This is a genomic window from Rhodococcus sp. MSC1_016 (genome assembly GCF_023667485.2).
In the GTDB taxonomy this organism is placed as follows: Bacteria; Actinomycetota; Actinomycetes; order Mycobacteriales; family Mycobacteriaceae; genus Rhodococcus_F; species Rhodococcus_F oxybenzonivorans.
Genome location: NZ_JAMOZI020000001.1, coordinates 1652535 through 1666955, shown reverse-complemented (window position 1 = coordinate 1666955; position 14421 = coordinate 1652535). Strand labels below are relative to the sequence as shown.

Below are 14421 nucleotides of genomic sequence, written 5' to 3'. Positions count from 1 at the left end.
TCGGTATCTTCGCTCGGGACGGGTGGAGTGTTACCGCTCCTCGACTGATGTCCACCTTGCCGTCCGGCAACCGAACCCTCCAGCACCCTCAGAGGTGGCGCTCGCCCCCGAAGGTGTCGTCATTTACACCCTTGGTGGGGATGACGACATGGCGAAGCCCCCTCGGAGAGGGGGCTTCCGGGACAATCCTCCACGCCGCTCTATCAGCTCGAGTCACCACCCGCGGGACCGGCTTCGATAGTCCGATGCTCACCGGCACCGAGGCTGGATACTTCGATCCGGCGCGGCTTCGCCCGTTCGGCGACCGGAATGGTCACACTCAGCACCCCGTTCTCGTACGACGCCGAAATCTTGTCGGAGTCGATACCTTCGCCGAGCGAAAGCTGCCTCCGGAATGTACCGGTGAACCGTTCCGAGGCGATCCACTGCACGTTCTCCTCGGATTGAGCGCTCCGATGAGCCGTCAGCGTGAGCGTCCCGTTGTCGACACTGACGTCGACCGATCCCGGATCGACACCGGGCAGGTCGGCGTGCAGAACATAGTGGTCGTCGACCTTGTACAGATCCATCGGCATGAATCGCGGCACCCGGGCGGAACCGACCGGAGTGCCGAGCATGCTCTTCGTCATGGATTCGAGATCACTGAAGGGGTCGAAGCGAAGCACAGCAACACACCTCCCACGTCTCCAACGGTGCCCGCCACCGCGGCGGACATCCACCATCACTGTGCACTTGAAAATTTAGCACTCAACACCCGAGAGTGCCAGCATAATTCTTCTGAAAAACCGGCACCCGCTGGTGCCGGTCCACCGCGAAAACGGCACCCGCCGAGCGCAACCCGTAGCTGCTGCATTCCACGTGAATGTCGGCGAGTGTCTCTGCCACACCAGAATGCACTGCCTACACCACCTCGGCCAGCCACCCTGGGATGGCCATCCCACACCCCTGCCGCACGACCGACGTCGCCACCACCGACCGTCGAAGGCCGCGACCAACCCCTACGGGCTCATCTCGTAGGCGCCGTCGTAACTCTCCAGCTGCGTCCACACTCGCGAGAATCGCTCGGCGTCCACGACCGGACGCCGGATCGCACCGAGCGCCCACTTCTGCTGCCCTTCGGTTGCGGACGACTTTCCGTGCAGCGCAACGGCGTAGCCGGAGAAGTCCCGAATCTGGAAGTGGAAGATCTGGTCGATCAGTTCGTGGTTCAGGTGAAGGATGTCCGCCTGCTCGAGGATCAGCTGCCCATAGACGACGAGCGAGAACAGGTGACCGAGGTCGAGGAGGAAATCGAGATCCTTCTGCTGCGCCGCATCGGGCGGAGCGGTGGTGAGCAGTTCCCGCAATGCGGTTGCCTGCTCGTAGAACCGGGCCACGTTGGGAATGTCCGAGTGCGCCTCGTATGCCTTCGTCCAATCGTGGAACCGGATCTTGCCCGCGCCGCGGGTCGGGCCCTGAGCCCAGAAGAAGGTGTCGTCGACGGCGTCGAGCCGGATGCCGATCTCCGGGTACTCCGCGGGGTTGAGCAGGTAGTTCGGCATGAACTTCAGAATGAGTCCGACGTTGACGTGCACAGTCCCCTCGAGCTTCGGCAGGGTGCCGATCAGCTGAGCCGCCTCCCGGAAGTAGGTGTTCTTCTCGTACCCCTTCGCCGCGATCACGTCGTGCAGTAGCGCGATCACCTTCTCCCCTTCGGAGGTGACCTTCGCCTTCGTCATCGGGTTGAACAGCAGGTACCGGCGATCGTCGAGACTCGCGCTGCGGAAATAGTCGACTGCGCGGGCACTGAAGAGCTTCATCGCGATCAACCGGCTGTAGGCGTCGACGAAGTTTCCGCGCACGTGCGGAAAGTCGGTGACCGGGTTGCCGTACAGGACCCTGTTGTGGGCATGGGTGATCGACTCGTAGAAGGCGTGCTCGGAGATTCCGATCGACCCGGTGCACAGATTGAATTTCCCGACGTTGACGGTGTTCAGTGCCGCCTCGAACGCCGCCACGCCGGTGTGCAGGATGTCCTCCTCGCGCACCGGGTACTCCTCGAGCCGGAAGGTGCTGACGTACATCTGCCCGTGCACCACGTTGCCCGCGAGGTGGTAGGCGGGATGCCTGCTGTCGGCGACGAAGAAGACGTACCCGTCGTTGCCCTCGACGTCGGTGCGGCGCCCGAACACCGACACCATGCCGGCGACGTTGCCGTTGCCGATGTAGTACTTGTCGCCGGTCGCGGTAAAGGCGAGGTCCCGGTCCGGTGAGGGTGTGAGAAGCATGTCCGTCGAGTAGACGTCGGCGCCGTGTGCCTTCTCCGACAGACCGAAACCCAGCACCCCGCCCTCGTCGAGGAGACGGGCGGCGCGTTCCTTCGCCGCCCGGTTTGCACTCATCCAGATCGGACCGAGCCCCAGTACTGTGACCTGCCACGCGTACCAGTACGCCAGCCCGTAGAACCCGAAAATTTCGCTCAGCGCGGCGTTGCGCGCGGCGTCCCAGCGCTTGTCCGGGTTGCCGTCCGCGAGTTCGGCAGGAGTCAGGAAGGTCGCGAACAGCTTCTCCCGTTTCACGAACTCCAGGAATTCGGCCGGCCATACCGCCCCGAGATCGTCCTCGAGCAGCCTCTTCTTACCCCGCGCCTCGAACCAGTCGATCAGCGACCGCAATTGCCGTCGCGTCTCGGGGTCGAAATGCTCGGGGTCGTAGGAAGTCGGGTCGAACAGCAGCGAGTTCGTCACAGCGGGCCTTTCGTCCGGACGTGTCAGGCCAAGCTAACAGTCGAGACGAAAGGCGCGCGGCGATTTGATCAGCCCCTGACGGTCTGCACGATCTCGCTCAACGCGGACTCGGCGGCAACCTCACGACTCTCGCCGGTGAAGCGATCGCGGACCTCCACCTTTCCCTCACCCCAGCCGCGCCCGACCACCACGACCAGTGGCACGCCGAGCAGCTCGGAGTCCTTGAACTTCACGCCGGGCGAAGCCTTACGGTCGTCGAGAATGACCTCGAGTCCGGCCTTGTCGAGTTGTGCCGCGAGCCCCTCCGCACCCTCACGCGCGGTGTCGTCCTTGTTGGCGATCACTACGTGCACGTCTGCGGGAGACACCTCCGCCGGCCAGCGCAAACCCTTGTCGTCGTGGTGCTGTTCCGCGATCACGGCGACGAGGCGGGACACGCCGACACCGTAGGAGCCCATCGTGGGCCGGACCGGCTTGCCGTTCTCGCCCAGAACGTCGACGGAGAACACATCCGTGTACTTGCGACCGAGCTGGAAGACGTGGCCGATCTCGATGCCACGGGCAGCCACCAGGGCACCGGCGCCGTCCGGCGAGGGGTCCCCGTCTCGAACCTCCGCCGCCTCGATGGTGCCGTCCGGGGTGAAGTCGCGGCCGGCGACGAGACCCACCACGTGCTTACCCTGCTCGTCGGCGCCGGTGATCCAGCTCGTGCCGTCCACCACCCGGGGGTCCACAAGGTAGCGAACAACGTTCTCCTGCAGAGCCTTCGGTCCGACGTACCCCTTCACGAGGAACGGGTTGGCCTCGAAATCGGCCTCGTTGAGCATTTCGAACTCCGCCGGCTCCAAGGACGCGCCGAGGCGCTTGTCGTCGATCTCTCGGTCACCGGGGATGCCGATTCCGAGCAACTGCCACTTGCCGCCGGGCTGCCGGGTCTTGACCAGGATGTTCTTCAACGTGTCGGCGGCCGTCACGGTCCGGCCGAGGTCGGCCCCGTTGGCCCAGTCGACGAGCGTCGCGATGGTCGGTGTGTCCGGCGTGTCGTGCACCTGCGCGGGAGGAAGCCCGTCGAAGGGAATGGGCTCGGGCGCCAGCGTCTCGACGGCTTCGACGTTGGCGGCGTAGCCCGACTCGAGGCAGCGGACGTAGGTGTCCTCGCCGATCTCGCTCTCCGCCAGGAACTCTTCGGACGCACTTCCGCCCATAGCGCCCGAAGTGGCCGACACGATCACATACTTCACACCGAGACGGGTGAAGATCTTCTCGTAGGCGTCCCGGTGGGCCTGATATGAGGCGATGAGACCGTCATCGGTGAGGTCGAAGGAGTACGAGTCCTTCATGATGAATTCGCGACCACGGAGAATCCCGGCGCGGGGGCGCTCCTCGTCGCGGTATTTGGTCTGCACCTGGTAGAGGGTGACCGGGAAGTCTTTGTAGGAGTTGTACTCACCCTTGACGGTGAGGGCGAACAGCTCCTCGTGAGTGGGGCCCAGCAGATAGTCGCCGCCCTTGCGGTCCTTGAGGCGGAAGAGCCCGTCGCCGTACTCGGTCCAGCGGTTGGAGGCCTCGTAGGGTTCGCGCGGCAGAAGCGCGGGGAGGGAAATCTCCTGGCCGCCGATCGCGTTCATCTCTTCCCGCACCACCCGCTCGACCTCACGCAGCACGCGCAGACCCAACGGCAGCCACGAGTACACACCGGGCGCGATACGCCGTACGTAGCCGGCACGGACCAGCAGCTTGTGGCTCGGAACCTCGGCGTCGGCGGGGTCGTCACGCAAGGTGCGGAGGAACAGGTGGGAGAGGCGGGTAATCACGGGTCATCAGAATAGTCCGCTGGTAGCCGCACCACTGCGTCGGCACGGCTTCGGCATCGATGAAAGGGCCGATCGGTAGGGTCTCCACCGTGCTGGTGTTGCTTCCTCCTTCAGAAACCAAGTCCGATGGTGGCGCCGACGCCCCCCTCGACCTGGCCGAGCTGTCCATGCCGCAGCTCACCGACACTCGTGAGGTGCTGGTGTCGGCGCTGGTGGCCCTCGCCGCCGATGCGGAGGCGTCGCAGGAGGCCCTGGGCCTCGGCCCGACGCAGGCCGAGGAGATCGAGCGGAACGCCAAGCTGTGGGTGTCGCCGACCCGACCGGCGTTGGAGCGATATACCGGCGTCCTGTTCGACGCGCTCGACGCGAAGTCGTTCACCAAGGCACAGAAGTCGAAGGCGCTCTCGCGCCTCGCGATGGGATCGGCACTGTTCGGCGCGGTGCGCGCGGGTGACCTGATCCCCGCCTACCGGTTGTCCGGCGGGTCGAAGCTGCCCGGTCTGGGGACCCTCCGGTCGTTGTGGAAGCCGGAATTGAGCCGCGCGATCACGGCGGAAGCGGATGGCCTCGTCGTTGATCTGCGATCCGGGACGTATCAGCAGCTCGGACCGATTCCGGACGCGGTGATCGCCACCGTGCTCACCGAGAAGCCGGACGGCACCCGCACCGTCGTGAGCCATTTCAACAAACACCACAAGGGGCTGCTCGCCCGCGCACTCACCCTTTCCCGCGCCGAACCCCAGGACGTGCGCGGCGTCGCCCGCGTGGCGTCGAAGGCCGGACTCCGCGTCGAGGTCGCCTCGAAGCGGGAGTTGATCATCCTCACCGACTAACCCCTGTGAGTACTTGTCAACCGCGGGCGGTTGACAAGTACTCACGGGGGTCTACTCCGGTTTGACGGCCAGGACGGGCTTGCGGCAGGACAGCAGCAGGCGTTGCGCAGTGCTCCCCATCAGCAGCTTCCCGACGGGGGTGCGGTCGCGGATACCGATGACGAGCAGCTCGGCGGTCGGTGCTGTCGTCGCCTCGATGATGACGTCGACCACCTCGTCGCCGACGATTTGCCGGACCTCGTGTTCGACACCGCTGTCCGCGAGCTTCTCTTCCAGTTTCTGCAGCTGCGTGTGGTCGGCGAACGACTGATCCGCAAGAGCGTCGCCCTTCGAGGAGTTGATCACCACCAGCGACGTCCGGCGCAGCCGTGCTTCTGCGAGGCCGTGGTCGAGGGCTGCCTCTCCGTACCGGTCCGGGGTGTAACCGACGACGATCATGCGTGCGCCTTCTCTCTGGTGTCCGGGGAGTCGTCAGCGGACGGTCCCTCCGGGAGGTCGAGTGTGGGGACGGGAAGCCGCGAACGGACGAACTTCGCGACGAGCGGGGCGAGAAGCAGAAGCGCGATGATCACGTAGACGATGATTGCCACCGGCTCGGTGAACAGACTTCCCCAGTCGCCTCCACCGAGTTGCAGACTCTGCCGCAGTTGCCGTTCGATGCGCGGACCGAGGATGACACCGATGATCAGTGGCAGCACGGGCAATCCGAATCTGCGCATCATCAAACCCATCAGGCCGAAGACCAAAAGCAGCGCCAGGTCCAGCCACTGCAGGTTCACGGCGAAGGCGCCGAGTGCAGCGAAGAACAAGATTCCCGCATACAGGTAGGGGCGCGGGGTGCGGAGCAGCTTGGCCCACAGCGGCGCGAGCGGCAGGTTCAGGACGAGCAGGAGGAAGTTGCCGATGAACAGGCTGGCGATCAACGTCCAGATGAGAAGCGGTTCCTTCTCGAACAGGGTCGGTCCGGGCTGGATTCCGTACGAGACGAAGGCGGTGAGCATGACAGCCGCGGTCGCGTTGGTGGGCAGACCGAGCGACAGCATGGGCACGAGCGTGCCCGCCGCGGAGGCGTTGTTGGCCGCCTCGGGGCCCGCGACCCCTTCGATGGCGCCCTTGCCGAATTCGTCCTTGTGCTTCGAGAGCTTCTTCTCGGTGATGTAGGACAGGAAGGTGGGGAGTTCGGCGCCACCGGCGGGGAGTGCGCCGAACGGGAATCCGTACGCGGTCCCTCGCAGCCATGGCTTCCACGACCGCTTCCAGTCCTTCTTGCCCATCCACGGCCGGCCGACCGGAATGACCTCGGCCGGTCGGCGGCGCAGGTGCGCCGCCACCCAGAGGGCTTCACCGAGCGCAAAGACTGCGACTGCCACGACGACGATATCGATGCCGTCGGACAGCTGCGGGATTCCGAACGTGGCGCGCGGTTGCCCTGTGAGGAAATCGATCCCGACCAGCCCGATCGCGAGCCCGAGCAGGAGGGAGATGCATCCACGAAGCTTCGAGCTTCCCAGCACCGCCGTGACGGCAACGAGGGCGAGCAGCATGATAGCGAGATACGAAGGGGCACCCAAGGTTACAGCGAAACTCGAGACCGCGGGGGCGAAGAGTACGAGCAGCATCGTGCCGATCGATCCGGCGACGAAGGAACCGATCGCCGCGGTCGCCAGAGCCTGCGCCGCTCGTCCTGCCCTCGCCATCTTGTTGCCTTCGATGGCCGTGATGACCGAGGACGACTCCCCCGGGGTGTTCAGCAGAATGGATGTAGTCGAGCCGCCGTACATTCCGCCGTAGTAGATGCCGGCGAACATGATGAAGGCGGCGCTCGGACTGACGTTGTAGGTGACGGGGAGCAGGAGCGCCACGGTCATGGCGGGGCCGATGCCGGGAAGGACACCGACAGCGGTACCGAGCAGGACGCCCAGGCATGCGTAGAGGAGGTTCATCGGGGTGGCTGCCTGCTCGAACCCCTGCAGCAGCCAGTTCAGATTGTCCATGTCAGAGAATTCCGTCCAGAATGCCTGCGGGCAGCGGGATTCCGAGCCCGACGTAGAACGCGTAGAAGCTACCGAAGCCGAGCACCGCGCCGATGGCGATGTTGCGTACCCAGTGGCGGCTGCCGAGAATTGTTGCCGCCCCGGCGAAGAGGAACGTTCCGGTGATCGCCCATCCGAGGAAGTCGATCAGCGCGATAGTGGCGGCGAACAGACCGACGAGCAGCCCCACCGTTCGCCAGTCACTCGACGAATCGAGATCGACGTCCTCACCTCCGTCGGCCTCCCCCGTGGAGCCGCGCAGGATCGCGACAGCGAGGATCGCGGTGAGGACGAGCAAGCCGATGCCCACCGCCAGCGGAAACAGCCGCGGCCCGACCGGGTCCACCTTCGCGAACCCGGCGCTGAGGGTCAGTGCGTCGACGATGAGAAACACGCCCACCGTGAGCATGACCGCACACACGATGAACTGCGCCAGGTCCCGTTTGCGTGGCGCCGGGACCACGTCGGGGGCGCCGGCGGGCGGTGTCACGGGCGTGGTCATGCCAACCCCAGTTCGGACAGGGTGGACGAGACCCGCTCGTCCTGGTCGCGCAGGAACTGCTCGAAATCCGGTCCCGTCATGAAGGCGTCACTCCAACCGTTCTTCACCAGGGCCTCCTTCCATTCGGGTGTGTCGTGCAACTTCTCCAGCGCCTCCACCATGTCGGCCCGGGCACTGTCCGAAAGGCCTGGGGGCGCAAGGACTCCACGCCAGTTGGTGAAGGTGAGATCGATTCCCGCCTCCGACAACGTCGGCGCATCGACGCCCTCGACCCGTTCGCTACCCGACACCGCGAGCACGCGCACCTGACCGGCTTCGATCTGGTCGACGTACTCCCCCAGCCCCGAGGTGCCTGCGGTGATCTTCTGTCCGAGCAGCGCCGTCAACAGGTCACCTCCACCGTCGTAGGAGACGTAGTTCACTGCATTGGGGTCCACCCCTACCGCGCGGGCGGTCTCCATCGGAAACAGGTGGTCCGGTCCGCCCGGTGACGATCCCCCGCCGATCGTGACCGAGGCCGGGTCGGCCCGCCACGCCGCGACGAAGTCGTCGATGGTGCGCAACGGCGAATCCGCAGGCACCAGAATGCCTTCCTGCTCTTCCACTACCTTCGCCAATGCGGTCGCGTCGGACACCCGGGCGGACGACCCGTTGGTGTAACCGGCACCGACGACTCCGAGACCCATCATCATCATGAGATCGTCGTTGCCCGACTCGTTCATCAGTCGAGCCATGGCGACCGTTCCACCTGCACCGATGACGTTGAAGACCTCGACTCGGCCGGTAATGTCCTGATCTTCCATGATCTTCACCGCAGTCCGCGCGGTGAGGTCGTAGCCGCCGCCGGGGCTGTTCGGAACCATCATCCGTACCCTGTGCAAGCCTTCGTCCTCGCCACGGGTAACTCCGCACCCGGCCACGAGAAGGCCTACGAGCGCCAGCAGGAGCACCGCGCGTACGCTGCTTCCGCCACCTGTTCTCGCCATCGTTCCCCATTTCGCCATCGATGTGATCTTCGGCAATACTGTCCCCATTGGTGACGCACGTCACCTATGCGAACGAAATGGAACTTAAGTTCATTGTGGTCACCACGTCACCCCAGAGTGCGAAGTCTTGCCGGGCAGGTCCTGCTGCTCCAGCTGGTGGTCGTCGGCGTCGTCCTTCTCGCGGTCGCTGCCGTCTCGGTTCACCAATCGACGGTGGAGTTTCGCGAACTGCAGGGCCAGCGCATGATCGCCGTTGCCGAGAACGTCGCCTCGACCCCGGTGGTGCGTGACCGCCTCTCGGACCCGTCGGTCGAGCGGGTCCTCGCCCCCGAAGTGGATCGGGCAGTCAATCTGTCGGGCGCGACACTGGCGGAGATCGTCACACCCGAAGGGGTGACGGCAGTGTCCTCCGACCCCACCCGGATCGGGCTGCCCGCGGAACTCGGCGGCAGCGACGTGCTGACCGGCCGCGCCTGGTCGGGTGATGTCGTGGTCGACGACCGGCGCGCCATCGTCGGCCACGTTCCTATCCTCACGGCCACCGGTGACGTCCTGGCAGCGGTGTCGGTCAGCGACGACTACCCGTCGACCTGGGCCCTGCTCAGCAGTGCCGGTGCGCGCCTGCTCCTCTACCTCGGGATCGGCGCCGGGCTGGGACTTCTCGGTTCGTGGCTCCTCTCACGCAGAATCAAGACACACACCCGGGGGCTGGAGATCGCCGAGATCGCCAGTCTCGCCGACCACCGGGAGGCCCTGCTTCACAGCATTCGTGAGGGTGTGGTCGCGGTGAACACCGACGGCATCATCACGCTCCTCAACGACAGCGCCCAGGATCTACTCGACCTCAGCGGTGACGTCGTCGGCAGGCACGTCGACGACGTCCCACTCGACCCGGGCGTCCGGCGGTATCTGCTCACCGGCGAGGACGGCCGTGACGTGGTGCTCTCGACGTCCTCGCGCATGCTGGCGCTCAGCCGGCGGGCCGCTACCAGCCAGGGCCACAAGATCGGCACCGTCACCACCATGCGCGACAGCACCGAACTGGCGTCGATGCAGAGCCAGCTGTCGTCCCACAAGAGCGTCACCGACACGCTGCGCGCGCAGACGCACGAATTCGCCAACCAGTTGCACACCATCTCGGGACTCACTCAGCTCGGTGACTACGACGCCGTCACCGAATTCGTCGGAACCCTCACTCGACGCCGAGCAGAGATCAGCGACGCGGTGACGCAAAGGATTTCCGATCCCGCCGTGGCCGCCCTCCTGATCGCGAAGACCTCGTTGGCGGCGGAGACCGGAGTGTCTCTGACACTGGAGCCCGATTCACGCCTCCACGCACTCGACCCCGAACTCGCGACCGACGTCATCACCGTCGTCGGAAATCTCATCGACAATGCCGTCGACGTGTCCGAAGGCGGACCGCACGCGACGATATCGATTCGAATCACGGACGGCGACGGCATTTTGATCGAGGTCGCCGACTCGGGCCCCGGGGTACCCGAGTCGATGCGCGAGGAAATCTTTTCCCGGGGAGTCACGTCCAAGACGGGTGTGCCAGGCGGTCGCGGGATCGGGCTGGCCCTGGTGCGACTGGTCAGCGCGCAGCACGGCGGATTCGCCTCCGTGTCGGACGCGCCCGGCACCGGAGGCGCTTTGTTCACCGTCCACGTTCCCCGTAGTTAGACTCTCCGACCATGACCGTTCGGCGGAACGATGTATGAGGTGCTGGTCGTCGACGACGACTTCATGGTCGCGGAGATACACCGCCGGTTCGTCGACAAGACGCCGGGGTTCACCACCGTCGCAGTCGCGCGGACCGCGGCCGACGCCCTCGATGCCGTGCGCTCCCGTCGGCCGGATCTCGTGCTTCTCGACGTGTACTTGCCGGACATGTCCGGACTCGATGTCCTCCAGTCCCTCCGGGCGGAGGGAAATCCGGTCGGCGTGATCATGATCACGGCTGCACGAGAAATCGACACCGTCAGCAGGGCGCTGCACGGCGGCGCCTCCGACTACCTGGTGAAACCGTTCGAGTACGCCCACCTGCAGGAGAAGCTCGAGAACTTCCGGCGACGGGCACGGGCACTCGAATCGCAATCCGGCGCGGATCAGTCGTTGATCGACTCCCTGTTCGGCAGCGCAGGCAAGAACGCCGACCCGGGCCGTCTGCCCAAGGGGCTCAGCGTCGAAACTGGCAGGTTGGTCCTCGACATCGTGCAGGAGCGGGGCGAGTTGTCGTCCATGGAATGCGCCGAGCTCGCGGGACTGTCCCGGGTGAGCGTGCGCAGGTACCTCGAGCATTACCTGGCCGAGGGTTTGCTCGAAGTACGCCTCGAGTACGGGGGCGCGGGCAGACCTGTTCGCCGGTACCGGCCGGTTCGCCGCTGAGGCAGTCCGGCATCAGGACAGTCTGCCGTGGCCGGTCGCTACCCCACCGGCGTGCCCGCGTCGGCGGACACTTCGTAGGCTGCGATGTCGAAACGCTGTGTCTGGCGGCGGAATTTGAAGGTGAAGTCGGGCCACAGTGTGGTGTTGTTGCCATGCCGATCGAGGTACCAGCTGGCGCATCCGCCCGTCATCCAGACGCTGTTCGACAGCTTCTCCTGAAGGTCCCGGTTGTAATCGTCCTGAACCTCCTTGCGGATCTCGACCGTGCGAATTCCGTTCTGCTCCAACGCCGCAATGGCATCGGCGACGTAGTTGATCTGCGATTCGATCATGTACACCATCGACGTGTGGCCGAGCCCCGTGTTGGGTCCGACGAGAAAGAACATGTTGGGGAAGTTGGCGACAGTCGCGCCCTTGTAGGCCTGCATACCGGCTTCACCGAAAACCTGCGCCAGACTGCGTCCGTCCCGCCCGAAGATGACCTCGAACATCGGTGAATCCGTCACCTGAAATCCGGTCGCGATGACGATGGCATCCACCGGACGCACGGTGCCGTCCCTGGTCACCACCGCATGCTCTCGTATCTCCGCGATCGGGTCGGTGACGAGTTCGACGTCGTCCCGGTCGAGGGCCGCGTAGTAATCGTTGGAAATCAGCATTCTCTTGCAACCGATCCGGAAGTTCGGAGTGACCTTCTCACGCAGGGCCGGGTCCTTGATCTCCGTCCGGATCTTCATGCGCGCCATCCATTCCAGCGGTTTCATGAAGACGGGTGCCTTGGCGAGACCGACCACCTGCACTTCCCGGCCTCCGTAGATTGCGGCGCGGAGCAGTCGCTGGACGCCGGGCACGTGGTGGAAGGCCCACCGCTCGATCCGGGTATAGGCCCGGTCGAATCGCGGCAGCAACCAGGGGGCGGTGCGCTGATACACGTCCAGGTGTTGCACCTGGTCGACGATGGCAGGAACGATTTGAATTGCCGATGCTCCCGTGCCGATCACTGCCACGCGTGTGCCGGTGAGGTCGGCATCGTGATTCCATTGCGCCGAGTGGAAGATCTCGCCGTCGAATATGTCGATCCCGGGAATGCTCGGCAGAGAGGGCTCGGCCAGCGCCCCGAACGCGCAGATCACGGTGTCCGCGGAGAAGTGGCCGCGGCTGGTGGTGAGCTCCCACCGCGAGACGCCGCAATTCCACCGGGCCTCGGTCACGTCGCAATCGAAGACGTGCTTTTCGAGGACGTTGTACTGACGCGCAACCCTGCGAATGTAGTGCTGGATCTCCGGTTGTGCCGAAAACGAACGTGACCATTCGGGGTTGAGTGCGAACGAGTAGGAGTACAGGTGCGAGGGCACGTCACAGGCCGCGCCGGGATAGGTGTTGTCGCGCCAGGTGCCCCCGACGTCACTGTCCCGCTCGAGGACGAGGAAGTCCTCCCGCCCGTCCTTGCTCAGTCGTATAGCCGCACCGAGTCCCGCGAAACCACTGCCGATGATCACCGTGCGGACGTGCCGCACGCTGTCCTCCGGAACGACGCCGACCGCTGCAGTGTCTGTTACCCGGTCATCCATATAAATGACCCTAGACAGTTACAGAACGCCAGGCACAACGATTCCGGATGTTTTCGCCCGCACGCCCCGGGGAGGGAAAGTCAGGACTGCTGCGCTGCCTTTTCGGCCGCTTGCGCCTGCGCAACCTGTTGCGGAGTGAACCGGATGAACAGTGCCGCCAGACCGGCGATCAGGGCGCAGACGGCGCTGCCTACCAGGGCGAAGGTATAGCCCTCACCGAGCGCACTGATCTGCGCCGGCGTCATGTCGGCGATCTTGCCCGACACCCCACCGAGGGACAGCGTCCGAGATGTCGCCATCGCCCCGATGAGAGCGAGGGCGAGCGGGCCGCCGAGCGTCTGCGCTACCTGAGCAATGGCGGCCACCGGTCCGATCTCGGTTTCCGGCACTCCCGCGATGGCGCACAGAGGAAGCGGAACAACGGCAAGTCCGACGCCGAAACCGATTCCCACGACCGGCACGAACAGGTTGGCCGGATACGTCGCCGACGCGTCCAGGGTGGAACCGTAGAGCAGGCCCACCACCATGATGGCCGCCCCGGCGATCACCAGCCAGCGCGGCTGGATGCGGACGGCGAGTTTCGACGCCACGAAGGCCGCGGCTCCCAGACCGAACGCGAACGGGATGAAGGCCAGGCCCGCTTCGAGTGGGCTGTAACCGAGGATGTCCTGGACGAACAGCGCCACGAAGGCGGCGACTGTGAACATCACGGCGCCTGCGAAGAAGATGGCGACGAAGGTGGCCACCCTGTTCTTGTCGGTGAACAGCGAGAAGGGAAGCAACGGGTTGTCGGCGGTGCGCTCGACGTACAGGAACGCGACGAACAGCAGCAGACCCGCAATGAGCGCACCGATCACGAAGGGACTGGTCCACCCCAGTTCCGGACCCTCGGTGAGAGCGAACACCACACCGGTTGCCGCGACCGTCGCCAGAACGGCGCCCGGTACGTCCAGCGCCAGGCGCTCACCGGCCGTCTCCTTCAACGACGTGAAGGCGAACAGCACGATGACCACACCGATGGGCACGTTGATGAGGAAGATCAGCCGCCACGACACTTCGGTGAGTGCACCGCCGATGATCAGCCCCGCAATCGATCCGATCCCCGTCATTGCAGCGAAGATCGCGATGGCCTGGTTGCGCGCGGGACCGGCGGCGAACGTCGTGGCCACCAGGGCCAGCGCGGTGGGCGAGGCCACCGCAGCACCCACACCCTGCAGGAAGCGGGCACCGATCAGCATGAATTCGTTGACCGCGAGGCCGCACAACAAGGAGGCGACGGTGAAGAGCGCGACGCCGCCGATGAACATCTTCTTCCGGCCGAAGGCGTCCCCCAGCCGGCCCCCGAGGAGCATGAGCCCACCGAACGCCAAGGCATAGGAGGTCAGCACCCAGTTACGGCCGCTGTCGGTGAGACCGAGGTCTGCCTGCAGGGGGGCCAGGGCCAGGTTGGCGACGGTCCCGTCGAGGACCACCATCATTTGCAAGCCGCTCAGGACGATGATGGCGAGACCCAGCACGCGGGTCGCCGCGGCCGGGACCGCTGGGGCATCTGCCGCAGAGTTCACTGA

General features: G+C 65.2%; 12 protein-coding genes. 3 read left to right on the top strand and 9 right to left on the bottom strand.

What is annotated here, in order from left to right:
- Nucleotides 1-203 precede the first annotated feature (203 nt).
- The 3 genes from L1080_RS07740 to L1080_RS07730 form a co-directional block, all read right to left on the bottom strand.
- Nucleotides 204-665, bottom strand: a complete 462-nt coding sequence (locus tag L1080_RS07740; protein WP_159926238.1) for an Hsp20/alpha crystallin family protein — start codon at nt 663-665, stop codon at nt 204-206.
- A gap of 333 nt (nt 666-998) precedes the next feature.
- On the bottom strand, nt 999-2726 hold the full coding sequence (locus tag L1080_RS07735) for an acyl-CoA dehydrogenase family protein (RefSeq protein ID WP_250764261.1): 1728 nt from the start codon (nt 2724-2726) through the stop codon (nt 999-1001).
- A 68-nt stretch (nt 2727-2794) separates the two neighbouring features.
- Complete coding sequence (locus tag L1080_RS07730) at nt 2795-4540, bottom strand: proline--tRNA ligase (RefSeq protein WP_250764264.1); 1746 nt, start codon at nt 4538-4540, stop codon at nt 2795-2797.
- A gap of 89 nt (nt 4541-4629) precedes the next feature.
- Between L1080_RS07730 and yaaA the strand changes: the two genes are divergently transcribed.
- A complete protein-coding gene (gene yaaA / locus L1080_RS07725) occupies nt 4630-5373 on the top strand; it encodes a peroxide stress protein YaaA (RefSeq protein WP_250764291.1) in 744 nt (247 codons plus the stop codon).
- 51 nt (nt 5374-5424) lie between these two features.
- On the opposite strand, the gene L1080_RS07720 is transcribed toward yaaA, so the two are convergent.
- The 4 genes from L1080_RS07720 to L1080_RS07705 are packed head-to-tail and all read right to left on the bottom strand — an operon-like array spanning nt 5425 to nt 8894.
- Nucleotides 5425-5811 (bottom strand): universal stress protein, encoded by a 387-nt coding sequence (locus L1080_RS07720; RefSeq protein ID WP_159926230.1) that lies wholly within the window; start codon nt 5809-5811, stop codon nt 5425-5427.
- Nucleotides 5808-7367, bottom strand: coding sequence for a tripartite tricarboxylate transporter permease (locus L1080_RS07715; protein WP_159926228.1), 1560 nt, complete (start codon nt 7365-7367; stop codon nt 5808-5810). Before L1080_RS07715 ends, L1080_RS07720 begins: the two co-directional genes overlap by 4 nt.
- A gap of 1 nt (nt 7368) precedes the next feature.
- Nucleotides 7369-7908 (bottom strand): tripartite tricarboxylate transporter TctB family protein, encoded by a 540-nt coding sequence (locus L1080_RS07710; RefSeq protein ID WP_159926226.1) that lies wholly within the window; start codon nt 7906-7908, stop codon nt 7369-7371.
- On the bottom strand, nt 7905-8894 hold the full coding sequence (locus L1080_RS07705) for a Bug family tripartite tricarboxylate transporter substrate binding protein (protein WP_159927618.1): 990 nt from the start codon (nt 8892-8894) through the stop codon (nt 7905-7907). Before L1080_RS07705 ends, L1080_RS07710 begins: the two co-directional genes overlap by 4 nt.
- A 66-nt stretch (nt 8895-8960) precedes the next feature.
- Here L1080_RS07705 and L1080_RS07700 point away from each other — a divergent pair, with 66 nt between their 5' ends.
- Nucleotides 8961-10577: a sensor histidine kinase gene (locus L1080_RS07700; protein WP_159926224.1), complete on the top strand. Its 1617-nt coding sequence runs from the start codon at nt 8961-8963 to the stop codon at nt 10575-10577.
- 30 nt (nt 10578-10607) lie between these two features.
- Nucleotides 10608-11282, top strand: a complete 675-nt coding sequence (locus tag L1080_RS07695; RefSeq protein ID WP_159926222.1) for a response regulator — start codon at nt 10608-10610, stop codon at nt 11280-11282.
- A 38-nt stretch (nt 11283-11320) separates the two neighbouring features.
- On the opposite strand, the gene L1080_RS07690 is transcribed toward L1080_RS07695, so the two are convergent.
- Together L1080_RS07690 and L1080_RS07685 are read right to left on the bottom strand one after the other, a co-directional pair.
- Complete coding sequence (locus L1080_RS07690) at nt 11321-12853, bottom strand: flavin-containing monooxygenase (RefSeq protein WP_250764303.1); 1533 nt, start codon at nt 12851-12853, stop codon at nt 11321-11323.
- Between the two features lie 80 nt (nt 12854-12933).
- Entirely contained in the window at nt 12934-14331 is a 1398-nt protein-coding gene (locus L1080_RS07685) for an MFS transporter (protein WP_250764993.1), read from the bottom strand.
- Nucleotides 14332-14421: the final 90 nt, after the last annotated feature.

What these genes read in the sequence shown, in the direction of transcription:
- L1080_RS07720 (WP_159926230.1), bottom strand. Translation starts at nt 5,811, where the DNA reads ATGATCGTCGTCGGTTACACCCCGGACCGGTACGGAGAGGCAGCCCTC.
- L1080_RS07705 (WP_159927618.1), bottom strand. Translation starts at nt 8,894, where the DNA reads ATGGCGAGAACAGGTGGCGGAAGCAGCGTACGCGCGGTGCTCCTGCTG.
- L1080_RS07685 (WP_250764993.1), bottom strand. Translation starts at nt 14,331, where the DNA reads ATGATGGTGGTCCTCGACGGGACCGTCGCCAACCTGGCCCTGGCCCCC.
- L1080_RS07695 (WP_159926222.1), top strand. Translation starts at nt 10,608, where the DNA reads ATGTATGAGGTGCTGGTCGTCGACGACGACTTCATGGTCGCGGAGATA.
- L1080_RS07715 (WP_159926228.1), bottom strand. Translation starts at nt 7,367, where the DNA reads ATGGACAATCTGAACTGGCTGCTGCAGGGGTTCGAGCAGGCAGCCACC.
- L1080_RS07690 (WP_250764303.1), bottom strand. Translation starts at nt 12,853, where the DNA reads ATGGATGACCGGGTAACAGACACTGCAGCGGTCGGCGTCGTTCCGGAG.
- L1080_RS07700 (WP_159926224.1), top strand. Translation starts at nt 8,961, where the DNA reads ATGCGAACGAAATGGAACTTAAGTTCATTGTGGTCACCACGTCACCCC.
- L1080_RS07710 (WP_159926226.1), bottom strand. Translation starts at nt 7,908, where the DNA reads ATGACCACGCCCGTGACACCGCCCGCCGGCGCCCCCGACGTGGTCCCG.